Source organism: Pseudomonas sp. NyZ201, from assembly GCF_049860765.1.
Classification (GTDB): Bacteria; Pseudomonadota; Gammaproteobacteria; order Pseudomonadales; family Pseudomonadaceae; genus Aquipseudomonas; species Aquipseudomonas bharatica.
Genome location: NZ_CP187557.1, coordinates 5265425 through 5288629 on the forward strand (window position 1 = coordinate 5265425; position 23205 = coordinate 5288629).

Genomic DNA, 23205 nt, shown 5'->3' on the forward strand with positions numbered 1-23205 from the left:
AGGCCCGGTACAGGCATTTTCGTGCCATCGCCAAAGGGAACCGCGATGGCACAAATCGCTCCAACGGACAGCCTGCGACCAATCCGCAGGTGAGGCTTTCGCGCATTACCGCTATAATCGCGCCCCTTTCATCAGGCAACCCGATTTCCGACATGAGCCAATCCACCGACCTGATCCAATCCGCGCAGCGCACCATCCGCCTCGAGATCGAGGCGGTGCAGGGTTTGCTCGCCCATATCGACGCCGATTTCGTCAAGGCGTGCGAACTGATCCTGGGCAGCAAGGGCCGCGTTGTCGTGGTGGGCATGGGCAAATCCGGGCATATCGGCAACAAGATTGCCGCAACGCTCGCCAGCACCGGGACCCCGGCGTTCTTCGTCCATCCTGCCGAGGCCAGCCACGGTGACATGGGCATGATCACCCGGGACGACATCATCCTGGCACTGTCCAACTCCGGCTCCACCGCCGAAATCGTCACCCTGCTGCCGTTGATCAAGCGCCTCGGCATCAAGCTCGTCAGCCTGACCGGCAACCCCGAATCGCCTCTGGCCAAGGCCGCCGAGGTCAACCTCGATGCCAGGGTCGCCCAGGAAGCCTGCCCGCTGAACCTGGCACCGACCTCCTCGACCACTGCCGCGCTGGTGCTGGGCGACGCCCTGGCCATCGCCCTGCTCGAGGCACGCGGCTTCACCGCCGAAGACTTCGCCTTCTCCCACCCCGGTGGCGCTTTGGGTCGCCGATTGCTGCTCAAGGTCGAGAACGTGATGCATGCGGGCGACGAGCTGCCACAGGTCAACCGCGGCACCCTGCTCAAGGACGCCCTGCTGGAAATGTCGCGCAAGGGCCTGGGCATGACCGTGGTGGTCGAGGCCGACGGCAGCCTGGCCGGGATCTTCACCGACGGCGACCTGCGCCGCAGCCTCGACCGCAACATCGATGTGCACAAGACCCTGATCGAAGAGGTCATGACCGCCCACGGCAAGACCGCCCGCGCCGAAATGCTCGCCGCCGAGGCCCTGAAGATCATGGAAGACCACAAGATCAGCGCGCTGGTCGTCGTCGACAAGACCGACCGTCCGGTCGGGGCATTGAACATGCACGACCTGCTGCGCGCCGGAGTGATGTGATGAATACCCTGTTGCAACGCGGCAAAGCCATCAAGCTGGCGGTTTTCGATGTGGATGGCGTGCTCACCGACGGCCGCCTGTACTTCCTCGAGGACGGCAGCGAGTTCAAGACTTTCAACACCCTCGACGGGCAAGGCATCAAGATGCTGATGAACTCGGGCGTGACCACCGCGATCATCAGCGGTCGCAAGACGCCCGTGGTCGAGCGCCGGGCGAAGAACCTCGGCATCCCGCACCTGTACCAGGGCCGCGAGGACAAGCTGGTGGTGCTGGACGAGCTTCTCGCCCAGCTCGGCCTAAGCTATGAAGAGGTCGCCTACCTGGGCGACGACCTGCCAGACCTGCCGGTGATTCGCCGGGTCGGCCTCGGCATGGCGGTGGCCAACGCGGCAGCGTTCGTCCGCCAGCACGCCCACGGCGTGACCCAGGCCCGCGGCGGTGAAGGTGCAGCCCGCGAATTCTGCGAGCTGATCCTGCAAGCCCAGGGCAACCTTGAAGCGGCAAACGCCCACTACCTGTAGAGCACGCCATGTTCAGCAAGAAGATTCGCAACATCGCGCTGTTCGGCGTGATTGCCCTGGTGTTCGGGGCGATCGGCTACTGGAACATCGTGCCCGAGCGCTTCCTTGACCAGCCAGCGGCCCAGGTCGACGAAAGCGCCATCGACTACTATGCGATCAATGCCCACAGTGTGCAGTTCCTGCCTGATGGCAAGCTGCAATACGAAATGACCGCGGACAAGGTCGAGCACCTCAAGGCCAGCGAAGTCACCCTGCTGACCAAGCCCGACCTGCAGATGTACCGCGGAACCACCTTCCCCTGGCACGTGCAGAGCGAGCGCGGCGAGGTCAACCCCGACGGAACCGAGGTGGAACTGATCGATTCGGTACGGGTAGCCCGCACCGACGAGAAGGATCGCACCACCATCATCACTTCCAGCCGCATGACGGTATTCCCGCAGAAGCAATATGCGCAAACCGAGCAAGACGTTAGAATCGACGGCGCCGGTGGCGTGACTACGGGCAAGGGAATGAAAGCGTATTTGAAAGACGGCAGGATGGACCTGCTGTCCAACGTAAGAGGACAGTATGAGGCTCGTTAAAACCCTCCCCTATTTGCTCAGCCTGAGCGCGGCACTGGGAAGCGCGAGCGCCTGGGCCCTGCCGAATGATCGCGAACAGCCCGTCCGCATCCAGGCCGACAGCGCCCAGATGGATGACAAGAACAAGGTCGCGACCTACACCGGCGACGTCATCATCACCCAGGGCTCGATGATGATCAAAGGCCATACGGTCACCGTCACCCTGAACCAGGCCGGCGATATCGACACCGCGACCTCGGTGGGCAACCTGGCCTACTTCGAGCAGCAGCAGGACGCCTCCAAGCCGGACAAGATGCAGGGTTACGCCAAGCAGATCCAGTACCAGGCGGGCAAGGACCTGATCGTCCTTACCGACCAGGCCAAGGTGATCAACGCCGGCAACACCACCGAGGGCGAGAAGATCGTCTACAACTCCAAGACCCAGGTCGCCACGGCCGGTCGCGGCGGCAAGGACATCAAGACCCCGCGCAATCGCATCGACATGGTGATCCAGCCGAAGAAGAAGGGCGAGTAATGGCGACCCTCAAAGCCCAGCACCTGGCCAAGAGCTACAAGAGCCGGCAAGTCGTGCGCGATGTCAGCCTGTCGATCGACAGCGGGCAGATCGTCGGCCTGCTCGGCCCGAACGGCGCCGGCAAGACCACCTGCTTCTACATGATCGTCGGCCTGGTCCAGGCCGACCAGGGCCGCGTGCTGATCGACGACCTGGACGTCAGCCACCAGCCCATGCACGGTCGCGCCCGCGCCGGCATCGGCTACCTGCCCCAGGAAGCCTCGATCTTCCGCAAGCTGTCGGTGGCCAACAACATCATGGCGATCCTGGAAACCCGCAAGGACCTCGATAGCGACGGCCGGCGCAAGGAGCTGGAAAGCCTGCTGCAGGAATTCCACATCAGCCATATTCGCGACAACCTCGGCATGAGCCTGTCCGGCGGTGAACGCCGCCGGGTGGAAATCGCCCGCGCCCTGGCCACCGCACCGAAGTTCATCCTGCTCGACGAACCCTTCGCCGGGGTGGACCCGATTTCGGTCGGCGACATCAAGCAGATCATCCATCACCTCAAGGCCAAGGGTATCGGTGTACTGATCACCGACCACAACGTCCGCGAGACCCTGGACATCTGCGAAACCGCGTACATCGTCAACGACGGCCAGCTGATCGCCGAGGGCGACGCGCAGACCATCCTCGCCAACCAGTTGGTGAAAGAGGTGTACCTCGGCCACGAGTTCCGGCTGTAGGTCGACATATCGGAGTGACCCGAGCGCTGGCATTGAGCCATTATTCCAGGCTTAATTGTTACAGCGCTCTAGGCAAACGCTACAATTTCAGGCATATAACTTGCTTAAAATTGGCGCCCAGCGCCCGTGTCGTAGATGGCGCATGCGCGCCGGCGAATAAGGTGTAAAGCCCCAGCCATGAAACCATCGCTCGTCCTAAGAATGGGCCAGCAACTGACGATGACCCCGCAGTTGCAACAGGCCATCCGTCTGCTCCAGCTCTCAACGCTGGACCTGCAGCAGGAAATCCAGGAAGCCCTGGAGTCCAATCCGATGCTCGAACGCCAGGAAGACGGCGACGACTTCGACAACAGCGACCCCATGGCCGACAACGCCGAGAGCAAGCCCGTCGCGGAGTCTCAGGAGAGCAGCTTCGAACAGTCCGCATCCACTGCGGAGAACCTCGAAGAAGGCGAATGGAACGAGCGCATCCCCAACGAACTGCCTGTCGATACCGCCTGGGAAGACATCTACCAGACCAGTGCCAGCAGCCTGCCCAGCAACGATGACGACGAGTGGGACTTCACTACCCGCACCTCGGCCGGCGAAAGCCTGCAAAGCCACCTGCTCTGGCAGCTCAACCTGGCACCGATGTCGGACACCGACCGCCTGATCGCCGTCACCCTGATCGACTGCATCAACAACCAGGGCTACCTCGACGAGACCCTGGAGGAAATCTGCGACTCCTTCGACCCTGAGCTGGATATCGAGCTGGACGAAGTCGAAGCCGTCCTGCACCGCATCCAGCAGTTCGAGCCTGCGGGCATCGGTGCGCGCAACCTGGGCGAGTGCCTGTTGCTGCAACTGCGCCAGCTGCCCGCCAGCACGCCGTGGATGAACGAAGCCCAGCGCCTGGTCAGCGACTACATTGACCTGCTCGGCAGCCGCGACTACAGCCAGCTCATGCGCCGCATGAAGCTCAAGGAAGACGAGCTGCGCCAGGTCATCGAGCTGGTGCAGAGCCTGAATCCGCGCCCCGGCTCGCAGATCGAGTCCAGCGAGCCGGAATACGTGGTGCCCGATGTCATCGTGCGCAAGGACAACGAACGCTGGCTGGTCGAACTGAACCAGGAAGCGGTGCCGCGCCTGCGGGTCAACCCGCAATATGCCGGCTTCGTCCGCCGCGCAGACACCAGCGCCGACAACACCTTCATGCGCAACCAGTTGCAGGAGGCGCGCTGGTTCATCAAGAGCCTGCAGAGCCGCAACGAGACCCTGATGAAGGTAGCGACCCAGATCGTCGAGCATCAGCGCGGCTTCCTCGACCATGGCGACGAGGCCATGAAGCCGCTGGTGCTGCATGACATCGCCGAGGCGGTGGGCATGCACGAGTCGACCATTTCCCGCGTCACCACGCAGAAATACATGCACACCCCTCGCGGCATCTACGAGCTGAAGTACTTCTTCTCCAGCCACGTCAGTACCTCCGAAGGGGGTGAATGCTCCTCCACCGCCATCCGCGCGATCATCAAGAAACTGGTTGCTGCGGAAAATCAGAAAAAGCCATTGAGTGACAGCAAGATCGCTGGTTTACTGGAGGCACAAGGCATCCAGGTAGCCCGTCGCACCGTCGCCAAGTACCGCGAATCCCTTGGCATTGCGCCATCGAGCGAACGCAAGCGATTGATGTGACATTCCCTGAGATGTGCCATCGCAATTCAGTGGCAGGCGCAACACCTGCCTCTTTATGCACGGCAATAAAGGAGAAGCAGTATGCAAGTCAACATCAGTGGACAACATGTAGAAGTTACTCCACCGCTTCGTGACTATGTCGAGCAGAAGCTCAAGCGCCTGGAGGGTCATTACGACCGCATCACCAACGTTCAGGTCATCATGAAGGTCGAGAAAATCCAGCAGAAAGTGGAAGCGACCTTGCAGATCCCTGGTGGCGAGGTGGTAGCGAACGCAGAGCACGAAGACATGTATGCCGCAATCGACCTCCTGACCGACAAGCTCGACCGCCAACTGAAAAAACACAAGGAAAAACAGCAAAGCCTGCTGCAAGGCGCAGCGGCCCGCTGATCCCACTCATCCATGATCCGACTTGAATCCATCCTGACCCCCGGCCGTTCCCTGGTGAACGTGCCGGGAGGCAGTAAAAAGCGCGTACTTGAACAGATCGCCAACCTGATCGGGACGGACGTTCCCGGACTGGACCGACAGGAAGTGTTCGAAAGCCTGATTGCCCGCGAGAAACTGGGCTCCACGGGCTTCGGCAACGGGATCGCGATTCCTCACTGCCGGCTCAAGGGCTGCGCCAGTCCGGTCAGTGCCTTGCTGCACCTGGATGCCCCCATCGATTTCGACGCCATCGACGGCGCCCCGGTAGACCTGCTGTTCGTCCTGCTGGTCCCGGAAGCCGCCACCGATGCGCACCTGGAGCTGCTGCGCCAGATTGCCAGCATGCTTGATCGCAAGGAAATTCGTGACAGGCTGCGCGCCGCCGACAGCAGCACCGCCCTGTACCAGGTTGTCCTGGACGGGCAGAACGAGTCCTGAGCATGCGCCTGGTCATCGTCAGCGGCCGTTCCGGATCGGGCAAGAGCACCGCCCTCGATGTCCTGGAAGACAACGGCTTCTACTGCATCGACAACCTCCCCGCCGGCCTGCTGCCGCAGTTGGCGGAAAGCGCGCTGATCAACACCGAATTGCTGCAGCCGCGGGTTGCGGTATCGATCGATGCTCGCAACCTGCCCAGCCACCTTACACGCTTCCCCGAATTGCTGGAGGAAGCGAGATCCAGGCATATCCAATGTGATGTGCTTTACCTGGACGCCGATGAAGACACCCTGCTCAAGCGCTTCTCCGAAACCCGGCGGCGTCATCCGCTGACCAACCAGGACCGTTCGCTCGCCGAAGCGATACGGGTCGAAAGCGAACTGCTGGGCCCCATCGCCGACCTGGCGGACCTGAAGATCGATACCACCAACCTGAACCTCTATCAGTTGCGTGACTCGATCAAATTGCGCCTGTTGAACCAGCCCGAGCCCGGTACCGCCTTCCTGATCGAGTCCTTCGGATTCAAACGCGGCATGCCGGTGGATGCCGATGTGGTGTTCGACGTGCGCTGCCTGCCGAACCCGTACTGGAAACCGGAACTGCGCGAGCACTCCGGCCAGGACCAGCCCGTCATCGATTACCTCGCGGCACAACCGGATGTGGAAGAGATGTTCCAGGACATATCGTCCTACCTGCTGAAATGGTTGCCACGCTTCGCCGCCAGCAACCGCGCCTACGTCACCGTTGCCATCGGCTGCACCGGCGGTCACCATCGCTCGGTCTACCTGACCGAACGCCTGGGCCAGTTGCTGCAACCCATATTGAAGAACGTCCAGGTCCGCCACCGCGACCTCTAGTCCACAGGATCCCACCCGCGATGCCCGCCATTGAAATCGAGATCATCAACAAGCTGGGGCTGCATGCCCGTGCTGCCGCCAAATTCGTCGGCGTGGCCGGCAAGTTTCCCTGCACGGTCAAGGTTGGGCGCGCGCCGGACAAGCTGGTGGACGGCAAGAGCATCATGGCGGTGATGATGCTGGCGGCGGGCAAGGGCACCACGGTGCACCTGTCTGCGGAAGGTGAGCAAGACAATGAAGCGATCCAGGCGCTGGTGGAATTGATCAACAATCGCTTTGATGAAGGCGAGTGAAGTCGCCACCCAGCCCCGAATGAAAAAGCCCGCCATTTGGCGGGCTTTTTCATTCGGGGCTGATGGTTTTGGGACTGCTCGCAGTCCATCGCAGGCAAGCCAGCTCCTGCAGGGCATTCAAAAGCACGACGCGGACACTGTGGGAGCTGGCTTGCCAGCGATTGGCCAGATCTGACAACAGTGCTGTAATTGCCGGCCTTATCGCAGCCTTTATCAAGACAGCGCGGTATCCATCACCATCATCAGGCAGAACCCGACGCACAGCCCCAGGCTGGCCAACCGGTGATGCCCGTTGGCCCGCGATTCGGGAATGATTTCCTGGGTGACCACCAGCAACATCGCCCCGGCCGCAAAGGCCAGCCCGAGCGGCAACAGCAGCTCGGCCACATTGACCAACCAGGCACACACCAATGCCGCCGCAGGCTCCACCAGTCCGGACGCCGCGCCGATCAGGAACGCCTTGAAGCGCGCCATCCCGGCGCCGGCCAGCACCAGCGCGATCACCAACCCTTCCGGTACGTCCTGCAAGGCGATGCCCATCGCCAGGCTGTCCGCGTCCGGCATGCCACCGCCGGCAGACACACCGATGGCCATGCCTTCCGGAATGTTGTGGGCAATGATGGCGATGACGAAGATCCAGATCCGCGCCGGTATCACCGGCTGGGTGCCGCAAGCCACCAGCGCCTCGGGCGAAGCGCTGGAGACCTGGCGATCCACCAGGTACAGGCACAACGCGCCGGACAACAGGCCGAAGCTGACCAGACCACCCGCGCCCCACTTGCCGAAGCCCACCGCCTGGGCGGCATCCAGCCCCGGGATGATCAGCGAGAACGCCGTCGCCGCCAGCATGACGCCAGCACCAAAGCCCAACAGGGTGTCCGCCAGCGCCACCGGCATGCTGCGGATCACCAGCACCGGTACCGCACCGAGCGCGGTACCAAGCGCACAAAGCGCCCCGCCCTCCAGTGCCCGCATCATCCGCGGCTCCAGGTCGAGCCAGGCGATCCCCTGGGCCACCAGCAAGGCCGTGCCCACCAGCAGCAACAGGGTGCCCAGCGCCAGGCGGAACAAACGCACGCTGCTTACGGACAAGACATCCGAGCGCATTCGCTTGTCACTCACGCCACGGCGGCAAGGTAGCGCCGCTCGACTTCGGCCCAGTCGACCACGTTGTAGAACGCGTTGATATATTCCGGGCGGCGGTTCTGGTACAGCAGGTAGTAGGCGTGCTCCCAGACGTCCAGGCCAAGGATCGGCGTGTTGCCGTTCATCAGTGGGCTGTCCTGGTTGCCGCTGCTCTCCACCACTACGCGCTTCTCCGGAGTAACGCTCAGCCAGGCCCAGCCGCTGCCGAAGCGGGTCAGGGCGGCCTTGGTGAAGGCGTCCTTGAAGGCTTCGAAACCGCCCAGTTGCTCGTCGATGGCCTTGGCTACCGCGCCGTGAGGCACGCCACCGCCGTTCGGCGACATGACGGTCCAGAACAGGGTGTGGTTGGCGTGGCCGCCGCCCTGGTTGATGACCGCGGCCTGGAGGCCCTGCGGCAGCTGCTTGACCGCCGCCACCAGCTTCTCCACCGGCCATTCGGCCCATTCGGTGCCATCGAGGGCGGCATTGAGGTTGTTGATGTAGGTCTGGTGATGCTTGGTGTGGTGGATCTGCATGGTCTGGGTATCGATATGCGGCTCCAGCGCGTCGTAGGCGTAGGGCAATGCAGGCAAGGCGTGTGGCATCAGTGGATTCCTTGTCGGATGGCTTGGGAAATCACGGGGTCGCGACCGGCCAGCACACCGGGCTGTGGCTCCTGCCGGTACAGCAGGCGCTCGGTACGCGGGTATTGGCCGTACTCGCTGATGAAGCTCAGCAGTTCGGTGTAGGTCTTGCCGCTGTGGCGCAAGGCCGCCTGGCGCAATGGCTCGGGCAAGCGCGGATCCTGGCTGGCCGCGAGCAGGCGTTGATGAATCGCGCAGAGATACTCGGCGCTTTCCTGGGGCTGCTTCAGGCGCAGATGAAGGTCCGCCAGGTTGTGATGGGATATCACGCAGGCGGCGACCGCTTCGTCGGCGTCCTGCCAGCGCTCGAACAGCACCTGGGCCAAGGCCAGGGCCTGCAGGTACAGCTCACGGGCATCGACCAGATCCCCTTGGTTGAACAGGCGGTTGGCAATCTCGGTGGTACGTTTCCAGTGCTGCATGGCGAACCTCCAAAGCGGTTGTCGGCGGCTTCAGATTCCGCCGGCGGTGAGCTTTTCCGGATCCAGCAGGACTTCCAGCCGGGTACGCGACAGCTCGGTATGTTCCAGCGCCACATCGATGATCGGGCGGCCCTGCTTGTAGGCAGTCTTGGCGATCTCGGCAGCCTTCTGGTAACCGATGATCGGGTTCAACGCTGTCACCAGGATCGGGTTGCGCGCCAGCGCTTCCTTGAGCTTCGGCTCGTTGACCTTGAAGCTGGCGATGGCCTTGTCGGCCAGCAGGCGGCTGGCATTGGCCATCAGCTCGATGCTTTCCAGCAGGTTGCGGGCAATGACCGGCAGCATCACGTTCAGCTCGAAGTTGCCCGACTGGCCGGCGACGGTAATGGTCGCGTCGTTGCCGATGACCTGGGCAGCGACCATCGCCGTGGCTTCCGGAATCACCGGATTGACCTTGCCCGGCATGATCGAGGAGCCCGGCTGCAGCCCTTCCAGCTCGATTTCCCCAAGGCCGGCCAGCGGCCCGGAGTTCATCCAGCGTAGGTCGTTGGCAATTTTCATCAACGCCACGGCGGTGGCCTTGAGCTGGCCGGAGACGGCAACCGCAGTGTCCTGGGAGCCGATCAGGGCGAACAGGTTCTCGCCCGGCACAAAGTCGACGCGGGTCAGTTCACTCAACTGCCTGGAGAACAGCACGGAAAACTGTGGATGGGCGTTGATCCCCGTGCCCACCGCCGTGCCACCCTGGGCCAGGGCCTGGAGGGCCGGCAGGGTGTCCTGCAGGTGGCCGATACAGGCCTTGATCTGCTGCGCCCAGCCACCCAGCACCTGGCTCATGCGCACGGGCATGGCATCCATCAGATGGGTACGGCCGGTCTTGACGAACGCGTGGACCTGCACCGCCTTGGTCTCGATGACCCCGACCAGATGCTGCAGCGCCGGCAACAGTTGCTCATGCAGGGCCAGCGCGGCACTGACGTGAATGGTGGTGGGGATGATGTCGTTGCTGCTCTGCCCGCAATTGACGTGGTCGTTCGGGTTGACCTGGTCGCCGGCGATGCGGCTGGCGAGGGTGGCGATCACCTCGTTGGCGTTCATGTTCGAGCTGGTGCCGGAGCCGGTCTGGAACACGTCCACCGGGAAGTGCTGCATGAAGTCGCCAGCCAGCAGTTGCTCCACGGCAGCGACTATGGCCTCACCCTGGGCCTGGGTGATCTGTTCCAGCTGGACGTTGGCCCGGGCTGCCGCGGCCTTGGCCAGCAACAGTGCACGGATGAACTGGGCCGGCATGCGTTGCCGGCTGATCGGGAAGTTGTCGACCGCACGCTGGGTCTGGGCGCCATACAGGGCCTCGGCCGGCACCTGCAACTCGCCCATGCTGTCACGCTCGATACGGGTATTACTCATCATCAAGTCCTTGCATCAGTTCAAAGGATGAAATCGAAGGCAACAGCGCGCAGTTCGCCAGTTGCAAGGCCAGCGGCTGCCAGCGCTGGCCGTGCTCGCCGCCGTCGAGCTTGCGCAGTTGCAGCAGCGGTCGCCAGGCCTGGTCCAGGCACAGGCAGCGCCAGTGCCACGGCAACATGCGATCGCAGGCGGTATCGAGCAGAACACGGAACGAAGTCAGGGCAACGGCCCACGCCGAGGTGTCCGTACAGCAGACCAGGTAGCGCCCTTCGGCCAGGTAATGCTCGATCAGGCGCGGCTCGTCGGGCTCCAGCGCGCAGCGGATGCGCAGGCTCAGCCAGCGCCAGTTATCGAGGTAGGGCAGTTCGCGAAGGACGGATTTCATGGCAGGAATATCATCGCCGAGATAATGATATTCATTATTAATTGATAAATAGAATCAGTACAACCCCGTTGTGACACCAACGAAAAAGCCCGGCGCAAGGGCCGGGCTTTCAGGTGAAACAGACGAAGCGCCGTTTAGCTACCGGCTACGGTCATCCGCTCGATCAGGATCGAGCCGGTGTGGATGTTGCTGCGGGTTTCAAGATCACTGCCGATGGCCACGATCTGCTGGAACATGTCTTTCATATTCCCGGCGATCGTGACTTCCTGGACAGCGAACTGGATCTCGCCGTTTTCCACCCAGTAGCCTGCCGCACCGCGGGAATAATCACCGGTCACCATGTTCAGGCCGTGCCCCATCAGTTCGGTGACCAGCAAGCCACGCCCCATCCGGCGGATCAACGCGGCCTGGTCCTCGACACCGTGGGACACGAACAGGTTGTGCACGCCACCCGCATTCGCCGTGCTTGGCAGGCCGAGCTTGCGCCCCGAGTAGGTGCCCAGGACATAGGAAACCAACTGGCCGTTCTCGACGAACGGCTTGGCATAGGTCGCCAGGCCATCGCCATCGAATGCAGCACTGCCCAGTGCCCGTGGCAGATGAGGACGCTCATCGAGGGTCAGCCAACTCGGGAACAGGCGCTGGCCGATGGTGCCTTCGAGGAACGACGATTTGCGGTACAGGTTGCCGCCGGAAATCGCCGACAGGAAGCTGCCGAACAATCCGCCGGCCAGCTCCGCCGAGAACAGCACGGGCACCTCGCAGGTCGGCACCGGCCTTGCGCCAAGGCGACTGGCGGCACGCTGCGCGGCGCGAATGCCAATGGCCTTGGGATCGGCCAGCAACTCGCCCTGGCGATTCACGTCGTACCAGTAATCACGCTGCATCTGTCCGTCGCCTTCGGCGATCATCACGCAGCTCAGGCTGTGCCGGGTCGACGCGTAGCCACCGATGAAACCGTTGCTGTTGCCGTAGACCCGGCAACCTTGGTGGGTGTTCAAGGTAGTACCGTCGGCATTCTTGATCCGCGGATCGGCATCGAAAGCCGCCGCTTCGCAGACCAGCGCTTTCTCGATGGCCTGTTCCGGGGTGATATCCCAGGCGTGGTACAGGTCGAAATCCGGCAGGTCGCGGGCCATCAGCGCAGGGTTGGCCAGCCCGGCGCAATCGTCCTCGGACGTATGCCGGGCAATCGCCAGTGCCGCCGCGACGGTTTCGCGGATCGCCTCGCTGCCGCTGGCCGAGGTGCTGGCCGAGCCCTTGCGCTGGCCAACGTAGAGGGTGATGCCAAAGCCCTGGTCACGGTTGAATTCCACCGTTTCCACTTCGCGCTGGCGCACCGAGGTCGACAAGCCCTGCTCCAGCGACACCGCTACCTCGCAGGCGCTGGCGCCCTGGCGTTTCGCCTCGGCGATGATCTGCTCGACCTGCTCCTGCAAGGCCGGCAGGGCTTGCGGACCTACGCTCTGGACTGCACTCATGGTTTTCTCCACTCAATACGGCGTTCGGCGAGGGTCATCGAGCGACCGGGCCGGACAAGCGGCCCCCGACTGGTTATCATGGCGGCGTTTCTCAGCGGACTGCCCCCATGGTTGATTCTTACGATGCCTTCGACGAAGGCGAAAAAAGCAAATCCCAGATCAAGCGCGAACTCCAGGCGCTGGTCGATATGGGCGAGCGCCTTACCACGCTCAAGCCCGACACCCTGGCCAAACTGCCTCTGACCGACGAGCTGCGCAAAGCACTCGAAGAACACAAGAAGCACACGGCCAACGAGGCCAAGCGCCGTCACCGTTCGTTCATCGGCAAGCTGATGCGCGACCAGGACCTCGACGCCATCAACGCCCTGCTCGACCAGCTGGACGCGTCTTCGCGCCAGTACAACGAGCGCTTCCACAACCTCGAACGCTGGCGTGACCGGCTGATCGGCGGCACCGACGACGTCCTGGAAAAATTCGTCCAGGAGTACCCGGAAGCCGATCGCCAGCAACTGCGCTCGTTGATCCGCCAGGCCCAGCACGAGGCCAAGACCAACAAGCCGCCAACCGCCGCGCGCAAGATCTTCAAGTACATCCGCGACCTCGACGAGAGCCAGCGCGGCCTGCGCTGATTCACGCTACCGGGCAGGCACCCTGCCCGCCCGGTGTCCCGCTCATGCGCCCGTGCCACCCACGGTGATCGCATCGATCTTCAGGGTCGGCTGGCCCACGCCAACCGGCACCGACTGCCCATCCTTGCCACAGGTCCCCACGCCGCTGTCCAGGCTCAGGTCGTTGCCGACCATGGAAACCCGGCTCATGGCTTCCGGACCATTGCCGATCAGGGTGGCGCCCTTGACCGGGGCGGTGATCCTGCCGTCTTCGATCAGGTACGCCTCGCTGGTGGAGAAGACGAACTTGCCACTGGTGATATCCACCTGGCCGCCACCAAGGTTGGCGCAGTACAGGCCGCGCTTGACCGAAGCGATGATTTCCGCCGGATCGCTCTCGCCCGCCCGCATGTAGGTGTTGGTCATGCGCGGCATCGGCAGATGCGCGTAGGACTCGCGGCGCCCGTTGCCGGTGACGGCCATGCCCATCAGGCGCGCGTTGAGCTTGTCCTGCATGTAGCCGACCAGCTTGCCGTTCTCGATCAGGGTGGTGCATTCGGTCGGCGTACCCTCGTCATCGACGCTCAGGGAGCCGCGACGATCCTTCAGGGTACCGTCATCGACGATGGTGCACAGGCTCGACGCAACCTTCTCGCCGATGCGCCCGCTATACGCCGAACTGCCCTTGCGATTGAAGTCGCCCTCAAGGCCATGGCCGACCGCTTCGTGCAGCAGCACGCCGGACCAACCCGGCCCCAGCACCACCGGCAAGGTGCCTGCCGGAGCCGGCAGCGCTTCCAGGTTGACCAGCGCCTGGCGCAGCGCTTCGCGGGCAAAGCCCATGACCCGGTCTTCGGTGAAATAGCGATAGTCGGTGCGTCCGCCGCCGCCATGGCCGCCGCGTTCGCGGCGACCATTCTGCTCGACGATCACGCTGACGTTGAAGCGCACCAACGGCCGGATGTCGGCCCCCAGGCTGCCGTCGGCAGCGGCGATCAGGATGCGTTCCCAGACCCCGGCCATGCTCACGCTGACCTGCTGGATCCGCGGATCGAGCGCGCGGGTGGCGGCATCGACACGCTTGAGCAGGGCGACCTTTTCCGCCCGGCTGATGACTTCCAGCGGGTTGTCCGCCGCGTACAGGGGCGTGATCGCCTGGCTGCGGAAGGCCTGCACCGTGCCGTTCTGCCCAGCCCGGGAAATCGAGCGGGCCGCCTGGGCAGCGGCGCTCAGGGCTTCGAGGCTGATGGCATTGCTGTAGGCGAAGCCGGTCTTCTCGCCGGACTGGGCACGCACGCCCACGCCCTGGTCAAGGTTGAAGCTGCCTTCCTTGACGATGCCGTCTTCCAGCGCCCAGGACTCCGAGATCTGGCCCTGGAAATACAGGTCGGCCGCGTCGATGCCCGGCCCGGCCAGCTCGCCCAGCACGCTCTGCAGGCTGTCGAGGGTCAGGTCGCCGGGGGCCAGCAGTTGCTCGCTGACGCTTGTTAACAACTCGCTCATAGTCACTCCGAGGTGTGCGCAGGCCGCAAGGCGTCCTGCGAGAAAAAGCGCCGGTGCGAGACCACCGGCATCCGCGCCCGTATGGACGCCTGTTCTGCGCTGTCGCGCGTGGCCAGCAGCACCGCTTCGCCGCGCGCTTGTTGCGCGAGGATCCGCCCCCAGGGGTCGACGATCGCCGCCTGGCCGTGGGTTTCCCGCGGTCCCGGGTGCATGCCGCCCTGGGCCGCGGCCAGCACATAGCACTGGGTTTCGATGGCGCGGGCACGGATCAGCACTTCCCAATGTGCAGCCCCGGTCACTGCGGTAAAGGCCGCCGGCGCCGTGATCAGTTCCGCCCCGGCCTCGCGCAGTGCGCTGTACAGCTCGGGGAAGCGCAGGTCGTAGCAGACCGTGAGGCCCAGCTTGCCCACCGGGGTATCGGCCACCACCACATTGGCGCCATGGGCATAATCGTCCGACTCGCGATAGCGGCCGCGGTTGTCGGCCACGTCCACGTCGAACAGGTGCAATTTGTCGTAGCGGGCGACCAGCTCGCCGTGCTCGTCCACCAGCAGGGAGCAGGCATGGGCTTTGGCCTCGGGCCGGTCGACGGGCGGCAGCGGCAAGGTGCCCGCTACTATCCACAATCTGAGGTCGCGGGCCGTGCGTTTCAACCAGGGCAGGATCGGCCCTTCGCCACGGGCTTCGGCCAAGCCGATGGCGGCACTGTCGCGGCGGCCCATGGCGGCGAAGTTTTCCGGAAGTACCGCAAGCCGTGCGCCTTGCCCTGCTGCCTGTTCGAGCAGTGCCCGGGCGCGGGCCAGGTTGGCGGCAATATCGTCCTGGCTGATCATCTGGATGACGGCAAAGGTCATGGCCACGCTCTACCTTGATTTATCAAAGGGTTTCACGAAGGTAATCTTAGGCTCTTTCACCGGGCCTTCGACCCGATAGTTGACACTGGCATAGCGAGCCACCCGGTCGCCCAGCAGCTTGTCCACCAGGAACAGGGCGCCGCCGACGGCTGGCGCACCAACGATCAGCGCCGCCAGTGGCAGGTTGTTGGTCACCGGCAGGGTCACCATCAGGTTGGCGGCGATCCGGTCGCGAACCATGTCCAGCGTGCCTTCCAGTTCGAAGTTGCTCGACGGGCCGGTGAGCGTGATCGGCTCGCGGGTTACATAGACCCCTTCGCTGGCCACCAGCAGGCCCTTGACCCGATCGTAGCTCAGCCCCTTGCCCAGCAGGTCGGAGAAGTCCAGGCGCAGGCGGCGACCGATCGAGTTGAAATTGAGCAGCCCGAACACCCTCAGCGCCTGGGCACTGCCGTCCACCTCGACGATCTGCCCGTCGCGCAGCGAAGCGTCCATGCTTCCGGAGAAGCGCTTGAGGCTGATCCAGGCCGGCGAACCTTGCCAGCGGCCATCGACGTCCATATGGAAATCGCGGCTGGTCACGGTCGGCGCAAAGTTCCAGGCCTTGAGCACATCGGCGAGGTTACCGCCCTCGACGCGCCCCTTGTACCAACTGCTGCTGGCGCCGGGGATACCTTCCCAGGCGGCGGAACCGTTGATCGCCAGGCCCTTGAGATTCAGGTCCAGGTCATTGAATGCCACACCCTGCGCCGTGGGTCGCGATTTGAGGGACACACTGCCCATCAGGTCGTCGCCACGGAACAGTTTGTCGATGCTCAGGTTCACCGCAGGAACCTTGCGAGGATCGCTCGACGCCAGTGGATCCGGGGCATCCGGCTCGGCTTCGACCGCAGGGTCGGCGGCAGGCAGGCGCAAGGTCGGCAGTTGGACCACGATGGGCGCCGCCTTGGCGTCGGGAATCCGCGCATTGCCGATCACTTCCCGGCTATCCAGGCGCAATCCCCAGCTGTCGCTGCTGCGATCAAGGCGTACCACCGCCTGGTTCAGTTCGAAGTCGTAGGCCTTGATCTTGCCCACGCTCAATTCAACGCTCCGCAGGATCTGCCGGGCACTGCCCCCCGGATCGTCGCCGGTGTAGCTACCGGCCTTGCTCTGCCAATCGTCGAGGTTCACCTCGGCAACCCGGCCACGCACGCGCAAGCCCGGGCTGGTCGGCAACTGCGCGGCCCCTGCGCCGAGCAGCAATTCGCCGCGCACCTGTTCGGCCTTGCCTGCCGGAGCGGCCATGGCCAGGCTGGCCAGATCGACATAGCTCGCGTCGATACGCCGCTCGGTGCCTCCCAGGTTCATGCGGAACTGGCTGCTGCGGGTGTCGCTCGCTGCCTTGCCGAAGGGCGCGGGCAGGTCGATGGCCAGGCCCTTGAGGCTGGAATCGACCACCAGCTGGTTATCCCGCCCCAGAGACACCTGCAATTGGTACGGCAACTCCCCGGAAACCGGCAACGGCTGGGTGAACTGCAGCCAGTCGGTCAAGGACTTCAGGGCAATCTGGCCCTTGGCAACGATCCGGGTCTGCAACTGCCCGGGCTTGCCTTCGGCGAAAATCTCGGCGGTCACCGGCTTGCCGAACGCCACGGTACTGATGTTCTTGCCACTCAGGCCCTGGCCCAGGTCAAAACGGAAGTCCCCTTTCAGTTGACTCAGCTCCAGGACCGGCTCACTGATTTTCAGGCGCGACTGTTCGGCATGGAAGTCCACCACGACCTTTGGCTCGATACCGTGGGCCAGCGGGATATCCAGCTTCAGCGAGCCGGTCAGGTCGCCCTCGCCTTCCCAGCCGGCGAAGGTGGGGCCGGTGCCGATCGGCGCTTGCTGAAGAATCTTCACGCCGTCGGCCAGGGTGCCGTCGAAGTTGCCATCGACCAGCAGATGACTGTGCTCGCCGGCAGGAACATGGGGGATGTCCACCAGCACGTCGCTCACCCGGGTATCGAGCATCTGTCCGGTGCTGGCCTTGATCCGCACGCCGTGGTCGTCGATGAACACATCGCCGTCCACCTTGCTCAGTTGCGGCCAGCCCGGCTGGAAGTCCAGGGCCGCATCGCGCACCTTGAAGAACAGGCTGATGCTGCGGGCATGATCCGGCGCACCATGGTTCAGCGACCCTTGGTACTGGAAATACCCCTCGTCCACCGTTCCCTTGAGAATCGCCGTGCGCAACCAATGATCGACCTCGGGGCTGAGCACCTCGGGCAGGTACTTGCCGGTGTAGCGGCCGTCCCCCTCGACCAGGCCGACCCGCAGGTCCATGTAGTCTTCGTGCCCCGGTTGCAGATGCAGGCGGATCAGGAAGTCGCCGGCGATCTTGCCTTCCTCCCCCAGCACCTTGAGATAGGGCGCGACCAGGGTGAAGGTTTCCTTGTCCAGCTTCCAGGTCAGCAAGGCGTTGGCCTTCAGGTAATGCCAGGGATCGGCGAAGATCGGCGCCAGGTGCAACATGAACCTGTCGGTATCCAGGCGCAGCTCGCCATGCCCCAGGTCACCGCTGATGCTGCCGCTGACGTCGCCCGCCGCCGGTGCGCCGTGATAGGCATCGAAGCCGACACGGTCGAGGTTGGCGGCGAAGCTGAATCTGCGGTCGCCCTCCACCTGCGGCCGCACTTCGAGCTGGACGTTGCGCAGCCCTCCGGTGACCTTGAGGCCATCGACCACCGCCATGGCCTGTTTCGGCAGCGGACCGAGGGCCTGGATCACCGGTGTCAAAGGCGTCAGGTCGACACGGTCAGCCTGGATCTTCCACAACTCGCCCTCGTCACCGGCCATCGACTGACTGATGCCGACGCGGGATTCCCAGCGTGTCTCACCCAGGTTCATGGCCAACGAGTCGATGCTCAGTTGAATGCCGTCGTCATCCCGCCGCAGCCATGCATTGAGCGCCAGGTTGTCGAGCTTCACCGGCTCGCGTTCGGCATAGGCGGCCTGTACTTGCGGGGCATTCAGGCGCACCGTGGCGCTTTGCACCGTGCCCTTGCCCCAGTCGAGCCAGACTTCGCCGCCTGCACGCAGCTGTGGCAGTTGCCATTGGCCCAGCAGGCGGGCCGGCAGCCATTTGGCCCAGTCGCTCTGCGGCAGGCTGGCGTAGGCCTCGACCTCGGCCTCGCGCCACTGCGCCGGGCGAATCCGGCTTTTCAGACTCAGCGCCACGGGCTGGCCGTCGGGCAGGGTCAGCCGCGCGTCCAGGCGCTGGCGCACGCTGCCGGTCTGCAAGCTGAGGCCGACATAGGTCACGGTCATGGGATCGTGATCGAAGGGTTCCAGGGTGATCTGGCTGTCCAGCAGCGAAACCCGGGAGACCATCTGCATGCGCCGCAGCGCCTGCTCGACGTCCAGTGGCTGGTCGTCGTCCTGCACCGGCAGGCCCTTGAGGGTCCACTTGCCGCTTTCGTCTTCGTGCAGATTCAGTTGTAGCCCACCCAGCTCCACCCGGGCCAGGCGCACATCCCGCGCCATCAGGCTGGCCCACAGGTCGGGGACGACCTTGACTGCGTCCAGGCGCAAGGCCGAAGCGCCCTCACCGACCTGCACATCGCGAACCACCAGGATCGGCGCCAGCCCGCTCCAACGCCCCTCCAGCTCACCGACATGCACGGGCAGGCCGAGGCTTGCCGCGGCCTTGTCCTCGACGTCGGTACGGTACTCGGCGACCAGTGGAACCAGCTCGCGCCCGAGGCTGACATACAGGGCCACCAGCACCGCGACCAATGCGCAGGCGCCCAGCCCCCAGCGAACCAGGGCAGCCAGAACGCGGATCAGACGCTCCATAGCTGTGGCCCCCGACTCGTGCAAGCCCTAACTATGGCCTGACATGCAGGGTTTGCCACCATCCGGGATTCAGGGCCAGTCAGAGCAGCACCACATCGTATTGTTCCTGGGAATACATGGACTCCACCTGGAAGCGAATGGTTCGCCCGATAAAGGCTTCGAGTTCGGCGACATTCCCCGATTCTTCGTCCAGCAGGCGGTCCACCACCTTCTGGTTGGCGAGCACCCTGTACCCTTCGGCCTGGTAGGCCCGCGCTTCGCGAAGGATTTCCCTGAAGATTTCGTAGCAGACGGTTTCCGGGGTTTTCAGCTTGCCGCGGCCCTGGCAGCAGATGCACGGCTCGCAGAGCACCTGCTCCAGGCTTTCGCGGGTGCGCTTGCGGGTCATCTGTACCAGGCCCAGTTCGGTCAGGCCGATGATATTGGTCTTGGCATGGTCGCGTTCGAGCTGCTTTTCCAGCGTGCGCAGGACCTGGCGCTGGTGCTCTTCGTCTTCCATGTCGATGAAGTCGATGATGATGATCCCGCCGATGTTGCGCAGGCGCAGTTGCCGGGCAATGGCGGTGGCCGCTTCGAGGTTGGTCTTGAAGATGGTTTCTTCAAGATTGCGATGGCCGACGAAGGCACCGGTGTTCACATCGATGGTGGTCATGGCCTCGGCCGGATCGACCACCAGGTAGCCGCCGGACTTGAGCGGCACCTTGCGCTCCAGGGCACGCTGGATCTCGTCCTCGACGCCGTAGAGATCGAAGATCGGCCGCTCGCCGGGATAGTGCTCCAGCCGATCGGCGATTTCCGGCATCAGTTCGGCGACGAACTGCGTGGTTTTCTGGAACGTTTCCCGGGAATCGATACGGATCTTCTCGATCTTCGGGTTGACCAGGTCGCGCAGGGTGCGCAGGGCCAGGCCGAGGTCCTCGTAGATTTCCGTGGGAGCGCCCACGGTCTTGATCTGGGCACCGATCTGGTCCCAGAGCCGGCGCAGGTAGCGAATGTCCATCAGGATCTCGTCGGCACCCGCCCCTTCGGCGGCGGTGCGCAGGATGAAACCACCGGAATCCTGGATGTTCTCCTGGGCCACGCAGTCGCTGACCACCTTCTTCAGGCGCTCGCGCTCGGCTTCGTCTTCGATCTTCAGGGAAATGCCGACATGCTTGGTGCGTGGCATGTACACCAGGTAGCGCGAGGGGATCGACAACTGGGTAGTGAGGCGTGCGCCCTTGGAGCCGATCGGATCCTTGGTCACCTGGACCACCAGGCTCTGCCCTTCGTGGACCAGGGCGCTGATGCTTTCCACCGTGGTGCCTTCGCGCAGGGAGATTTCCGACGCATGGATGAAAGCGGCGCGGTCCAGGCCGATATCGACGAAGGCCGCCTGCATGCCCGGCAGGACCCGCACCACCTTGCCCTTGTAGATGTTGCCGACGATGCCGCGACGCTGGGTGCGCTCGACATGGACTTCCTGAAGGACACCGTTTTCCACCACCGCCACGCGGGATTCCATCGGGGTGATGTTGATCAGGATCTCTTCACTCATGGCAATCTCTCGTCAAAGGGGCTTCGGGTAATCATGGATCGCCCGACACCGACTGGCGAGCGATAAACGGCGTCGGTGCATCCTCACTCGGTACCTGGTACGCCCTGCCAGCACGGAATGCCGAAGCGGGCCAGCAATTCGGCGGTTTCCGCCACAGGCAAGCCCACCACCGCAGAGTAGCTGCCCTGCAGGCCCTGCACGAATACCGCGCCAAGCCCCTGGATGGCATAGGCGCCGGCCTTGTCCCGGGGCTCGCCGCTGGCCCAGTAGGTACGGGCACGCTCCTCGCTGATGGTGTTGAACGCAACACGGCTGCTGATGCACAGGCTTTCCGTGCGCTGTCCATCGGTGACGGCGACGGCGGTCAGCACTTCGTGCTCGCGCCCGGACAGCGCCGCCAGCATGGCCAGGGCATCCTCGCGATCGACCGGCTTGCCGAGGATCCGTCCATCGAGCACGACGGCGGTATCGGCGCCCAGCACCGCGAGCGGCGCGCTGGCGCCGCTCGCGGTGAGCAGGGCCAGGCCGGCCGCAGCCTTGCCACGGGCCAGGCGCTCGACATAGGCACCGGGCTGTTCGCCGTGAAGCGGGGTTTCGTCGATGGAGGCGCTGACGACGGTAAAGGGAATGCCGATCTGGGTCAGCAGTTCACGGCGACGCGGCGAACCGGAGGCCAGGTACAGCGGGGTCATCTTGACTACTCCCTGTCAGCGTCGAAAAGCGAATGGTTCAGTAGATGCTCAAACGGCTGCGCAGGCCGCGCAGGCCAAAGCTGATCCACGGCCAGAGCAAGGCACTGGTGACTGCGGGCCAGACCAGCGCCAGGGTCGGCTGGCGGTTACCGGTGAGGGCACTGAGCCACAACTGCACCAGTTGCGCCACACCGAACACCACGAGGATGGTCAGGCTCTGCTGCCACATCGGGAACATCCGCAGGCGTTGCTGCAGGCTCAGCACGAGGAAGGTGATGAGGGTCAGCACCAGCGCATTCTGCCCAAGCAACGTGCCGTAGAGCACATCCTCGCACAGGCCGAGGACGAAGGCGGTGGTCATGCCGATCCGGTGCGGCAGGTTCAGGGTCCAGAAGGCCAGCAGCAAGGCCAGCCACAAGGGGCGGAAGATATCCATGAACGGCGGCATCGGCCAGACGCTCAGGAGCAGGCCGATGAGGAAGGTCAACCAGACCACCCAGCCATTCTTGCCGTGGGTACTGACCATCAGTGTGTCTCCCGCGAAGGTGAGGTTGGCGCTGCGGGCGTCGCGGACGGTGCGGGTGCGGGTGCGGCGGCTGGCGCATGCGGCGCGGCGGCGGGGGCCACGGTAGCAGGGTGCGCAGGATCGGTACCCGGCGCCGGCGGCCCCATCTGCTCCGCTTCCTGGGCCTTGACCGCATCGCTGGCACGCTCTTCAGGGCTGCGACTGTCGGAAAACACCAGCAGCAGGTAGCGGCTGCGATTGAGCGCGGCAGTCGGCACCGCCCGAACGATGGCGAATGGCTGCCCGGAGTCGTGGATCACTTCCTTCACCGTCGCCACGGGGTAGCCGGCCGGGAAACGCTGGCCCAGGCCGGAACTGACCAGCAGGTCGCCTTCCTTGATGTCGGCAGTATCGGCGACATGGCGCAGCTCCAGGCGTTCCGGATTGCCGGTACCGCTGGCGATGGCGCGCAGGCCATTGCGGTTGACCTGCACCGGAATGCTGTGGGTGGTATCGGTGAGCAGCAGCACCCGCGAGGTATAGGGCATCAGCTCGACCACCTGGCCCATCAGGCCACGAGCGTCGAGCACCGGCTGGCCGAGGACAACCCCGTCGCGCTCGCCCTTGTTGATGAGGATGCGATGGGTGAAGGGATTCGGGTCCATGCCGATCAGTTCGGCTACCTCGACCTTCTCGTTGACCAGCGCCGAGGAGTTGAGCAACTCGCGCAGGCGCACGTTCTGCTCGGTCAATGCCGCCAGCTTCTGCAGGCGGCCTTGCAGGAGCAGGGCTTCGGTCTTGAGTTTCTCGTTCTCGGCGATGAGTTCGGTACGGCTGCCGAACTGGCTGGCCACCCCCTGCCACAGGCGCACGGGCAGGTCAGTGATGGCATAGGACTGCATCAGCACCAGCGACATCTGGCTGCGCACGGGCTTGAGTACGGTGAAACGGGCATCGACCACCATCAGGGCGATCGACAGCACCACCAGCACGAGCAGGCGCACGCCCAGCGACGGGCCTTTGGCAAAAAGCGGTTTAATGGGCCGCTCCTCGTGGACGACGGT

At 64.0% G+C, this 23205-nt stretch carries 24 protein-coding genes; 11 read left to right on the plus strand and 13 right to left on the minus strand.

The window, feature by feature from the left end; all coding sequences use genetic code 11:
- Positions 1-152 precede the first annotated feature (152 nt).
- The 10 genes from ACPFMA_RS23630 to ACPFMA_RS23675 all read left to right on the plus strand — a co-directional run bounded on the left by ACPFMA_RS23630 (position 153) and on the right by ACPFMA_RS23675 (position 7156).
- Positions 153-1127 (plus strand): KpsF/GutQ family sugar-phosphate isomerase, encoded by a 975-nt coding sequence (locus tag ACPFMA_RS23630; RefSeq protein ID WP_425928861.1) that lies wholly within the window; start codon positions 153-155, stop codon positions 1125-1127.
- Positions 1127-1648, plus strand: coding sequence for a KdsC family phosphatase (locus tag ACPFMA_RS23635; RefSeq protein WP_009398228.1), 522 nt, complete (start codon positions 1127-1129; stop codon positions 1646-1648). The genes ACPFMA_RS23630 and ACPFMA_RS23635 overlap by 1 nt, the downstream gene beginning before the upstream one ends.
- A gap of 8 nt (positions 1649-1656) precedes the next feature.
- Positions 1657-2229 (plus strand): LPS export ABC transporter periplasmic protein LptC, encoded by a 573-nt coding sequence (lptC, locus tag ACPFMA_RS23640; protein ID WP_009398226.1) that lies wholly within the window; start codon positions 1657-1659, stop codon positions 2227-2229.
- On the plus strand, positions 2216-2743 hold the full coding sequence (lptA, locus tag ACPFMA_RS23645) for a lipopolysaccharide transport periplasmic protein LptA (protein WP_064301631.1): 528 nt from the start codon (positions 2216-2218) through the stop codon (positions 2741-2743). Before lptC ends, lptA begins: the two co-directional genes overlap by 14 nt.
- Positions 2743-3468: an LPS export ABC transporter ATP-binding protein gene (gene lptB, locus ACPFMA_RS23650; protein ID WP_009398222.1), complete on the plus strand. Its 726-nt coding sequence runs from the start codon at positions 2743-2745 to the stop codon at positions 3466-3468. The genes lptA and lptB overlap by 1 nt, the downstream gene beginning before the upstream one ends.
- A gap of 177 nt (positions 3469-3645) precedes the next feature.
- Complete coding sequence (locus ACPFMA_RS23655) at positions 3646-5139, plus strand: RNA polymerase factor sigma-54 (protein WP_064301630.1); 1494 nt, start codon at positions 3646-3648, stop codon at positions 5137-5139.
- 81 nt (positions 5140-5220) lie between these two features.
- The gene (gene hpf / locus ACPFMA_RS23660) at positions 5221-5529 is read left to right on the plus strand and encodes a ribosome hibernation-promoting factor, HPF/YfiA family (protein ID WP_009398218.1); all 309 of its coding nucleotides are present in this window, start codon (positions 5221-5223) and stop codon (positions 5527-5529) included.
- A gap of 12 nt (positions 5530-5541) precedes the next feature.
- Complete coding sequence (ptsN, locus tag ACPFMA_RS23665) at positions 5542-6006, plus strand: PTS IIA-like nitrogen regulatory protein PtsN (protein WP_009398216.1); 465 nt, start codon at positions 5542-5544, stop codon at positions 6004-6006.
- 2 nt (positions 6007-6008) lie between these two features.
- Positions 6009-6863: an RNase adapter RapZ gene (gene rapZ / locus ACPFMA_RS23670; RefSeq protein WP_064301629.1), complete on the plus strand. Its 855-nt coding sequence runs from the start codon at positions 6009-6011 to the stop codon at positions 6861-6863.
- A 20-nt stretch (positions 6864-6883) separates the two neighbouring features.
- Positions 6884-7156 carry an HPr family phosphocarrier protein gene (locus tag ACPFMA_RS23675; protein ID WP_009398212.1) on the plus strand — a complete coding sequence of 91 codons (273 nt, stop codon included), beginning with the start codon at positions 6884-6886 and terminating at the stop codon, positions 7154-7156.
- Positions 7157-7369: 213 nt separating this feature from the next.
- Here ACPFMA_RS23675 and ACPFMA_RS23680 read toward each other — a convergent pair whose 3' ends face one another.
- The 6 genes from ACPFMA_RS23680 to pmbA form a co-directional block, all read right to left on the minus strand.
- Positions 7370-8263 carry a ZIP family metal transporter gene (locus ACPFMA_RS23680; RefSeq protein ID WP_279897201.1) on the minus strand — a complete coding sequence of 298 codons (894 nt, stop codon included), beginning with the start codon at positions 8261-8263 and terminating at the stop codon, positions 7370-7372.
- Positions 8264-8274: 11 nt separating this feature from the next.
- On the minus strand, positions 8275-8886 hold the full coding sequence (locus ACPFMA_RS23685; protein ID WP_425928862.1) for a superoxide dismutase: 612 nt from the start codon (positions 8884-8886) through the stop codon (positions 8275-8277).
- Positions 8886-9347, minus strand: a complete 462-nt coding sequence (locus tag ACPFMA_RS23690; RefSeq protein WP_064301626.1) for a hypothetical protein — start codon at positions 9345-9347, stop codon at positions 8886-8888. Before ACPFMA_RS23690 ends, ACPFMA_RS23685 begins: the two co-directional genes overlap by 1 nt.
- Positions 9348-9377: 30 nt before the next feature.
- Positions 9378-10754 carry a class II fumarate hydratase gene (locus tag ACPFMA_RS23695; protein ID WP_425928863.1) on the minus strand — a complete coding sequence of 459 codons (1377 nt, stop codon included), beginning with the start codon at positions 10752-10754 and terminating at the stop codon, positions 9378-9380.
- Complete coding sequence (locus tag ACPFMA_RS23700) at positions 10747-11139, minus strand: hypothetical protein (RefSeq protein WP_064301624.1); 393 nt, start codon at positions 11137-11139, stop codon at positions 10747-10749. Before ACPFMA_RS23700 ends, ACPFMA_RS23695 begins: the two co-directional genes overlap by 8 nt.
- Before the next feature lie 134 nt (positions 11140-11273).
- Complete coding sequence (gene pmbA / locus ACPFMA_RS23705) at positions 11274-12620, minus strand: metalloprotease PmbA (RefSeq protein ID WP_425928864.1); 1347 nt, start codon at positions 12618-12620, stop codon at positions 11274-11276.
- A gap of 107 nt (positions 12621-12727) precedes the next feature.
- Here pmbA and yjgA point away from each other — a divergent pair, with 107 nt between their 5' ends.
- Positions 12728-13249, plus strand: coding sequence for a ribosome biogenesis factor YjgA (gene yjgA / locus ACPFMA_RS23710; RefSeq protein WP_009398198.1), 522 nt, complete (start codon positions 12728-12730; stop codon positions 13247-13249).
- A gap of 42 nt (positions 13250-13291) precedes the next feature.
- Here the strand turns inward: yjgA and tldD are convergent, their stop codons facing one another.
- The 7 genes from tldD to mreC all read right to left on the minus strand — a co-directional run bounded on the left by tldD (position 13292) and on the right by mreC (position 23181).
- Positions 13292-14731: a metalloprotease TldD gene (gene tldD, locus ACPFMA_RS23715; RefSeq protein WP_425928865.1), complete on the minus strand. Its 1440-nt coding sequence runs from the start codon at positions 14729-14731 to the stop codon at positions 13292-13294.
- 2 nt (positions 14732-14733) lie between these two features.
- Positions 14734-15585, minus strand: coding sequence for a carbon-nitrogen hydrolase family protein (locus ACPFMA_RS23720; protein ID WP_009398194.1), 852 nt, complete (start codon positions 15583-15585; stop codon positions 14734-14736).
- Positions 15586-15594: 9 nt separating this feature from the next.
- Complete coding sequence (locus tag ACPFMA_RS23725; protein ID WP_425928866.1) at positions 15595-19407, minus strand: YhdP family protein; 3813 nt, start codon at positions 19405-19407, stop codon at positions 15595-15597.
- A 79-nt stretch (positions 19408-19486) separates the two neighbouring features.
- Positions 19487-20944, minus strand: a complete 1458-nt coding sequence (gene rng, locus ACPFMA_RS23730; protein WP_064301620.1) for a ribonuclease G — start codon at positions 20942-20944, stop codon at positions 19487-19489.
- Between the two features lie 83 nt (positions 20945-21027).
- Positions 21028-21636 (minus strand): Maf family protein, encoded by a 609-nt coding sequence (locus ACPFMA_RS23735; RefSeq protein WP_425928867.1) that lies wholly within the window; start codon positions 21634-21636, stop codon positions 21028-21030.
- Between the two features lie 37 nt (positions 21637-21673).
- Positions 21674-22162, minus strand: a complete 489-nt coding sequence (gene mreD, locus ACPFMA_RS23740) for a rod shape-determining protein MreD (protein WP_009398188.1) — start codon at positions 22160-22162, stop codon at positions 21674-21676.
- Positions 22162-23181: a rod shape-determining protein MreC gene (mreC, locus tag ACPFMA_RS23745; protein ID WP_081263088.1), complete on the minus strand. Its 1020-nt coding sequence runs from the start codon at positions 23179-23181 to the stop codon at positions 22162-22164. The genes mreD and mreC overlap by 1 nt, the downstream gene beginning before the upstream one ends.
- Positions 23182-23205 lie beyond the last annotated feature (24 nt).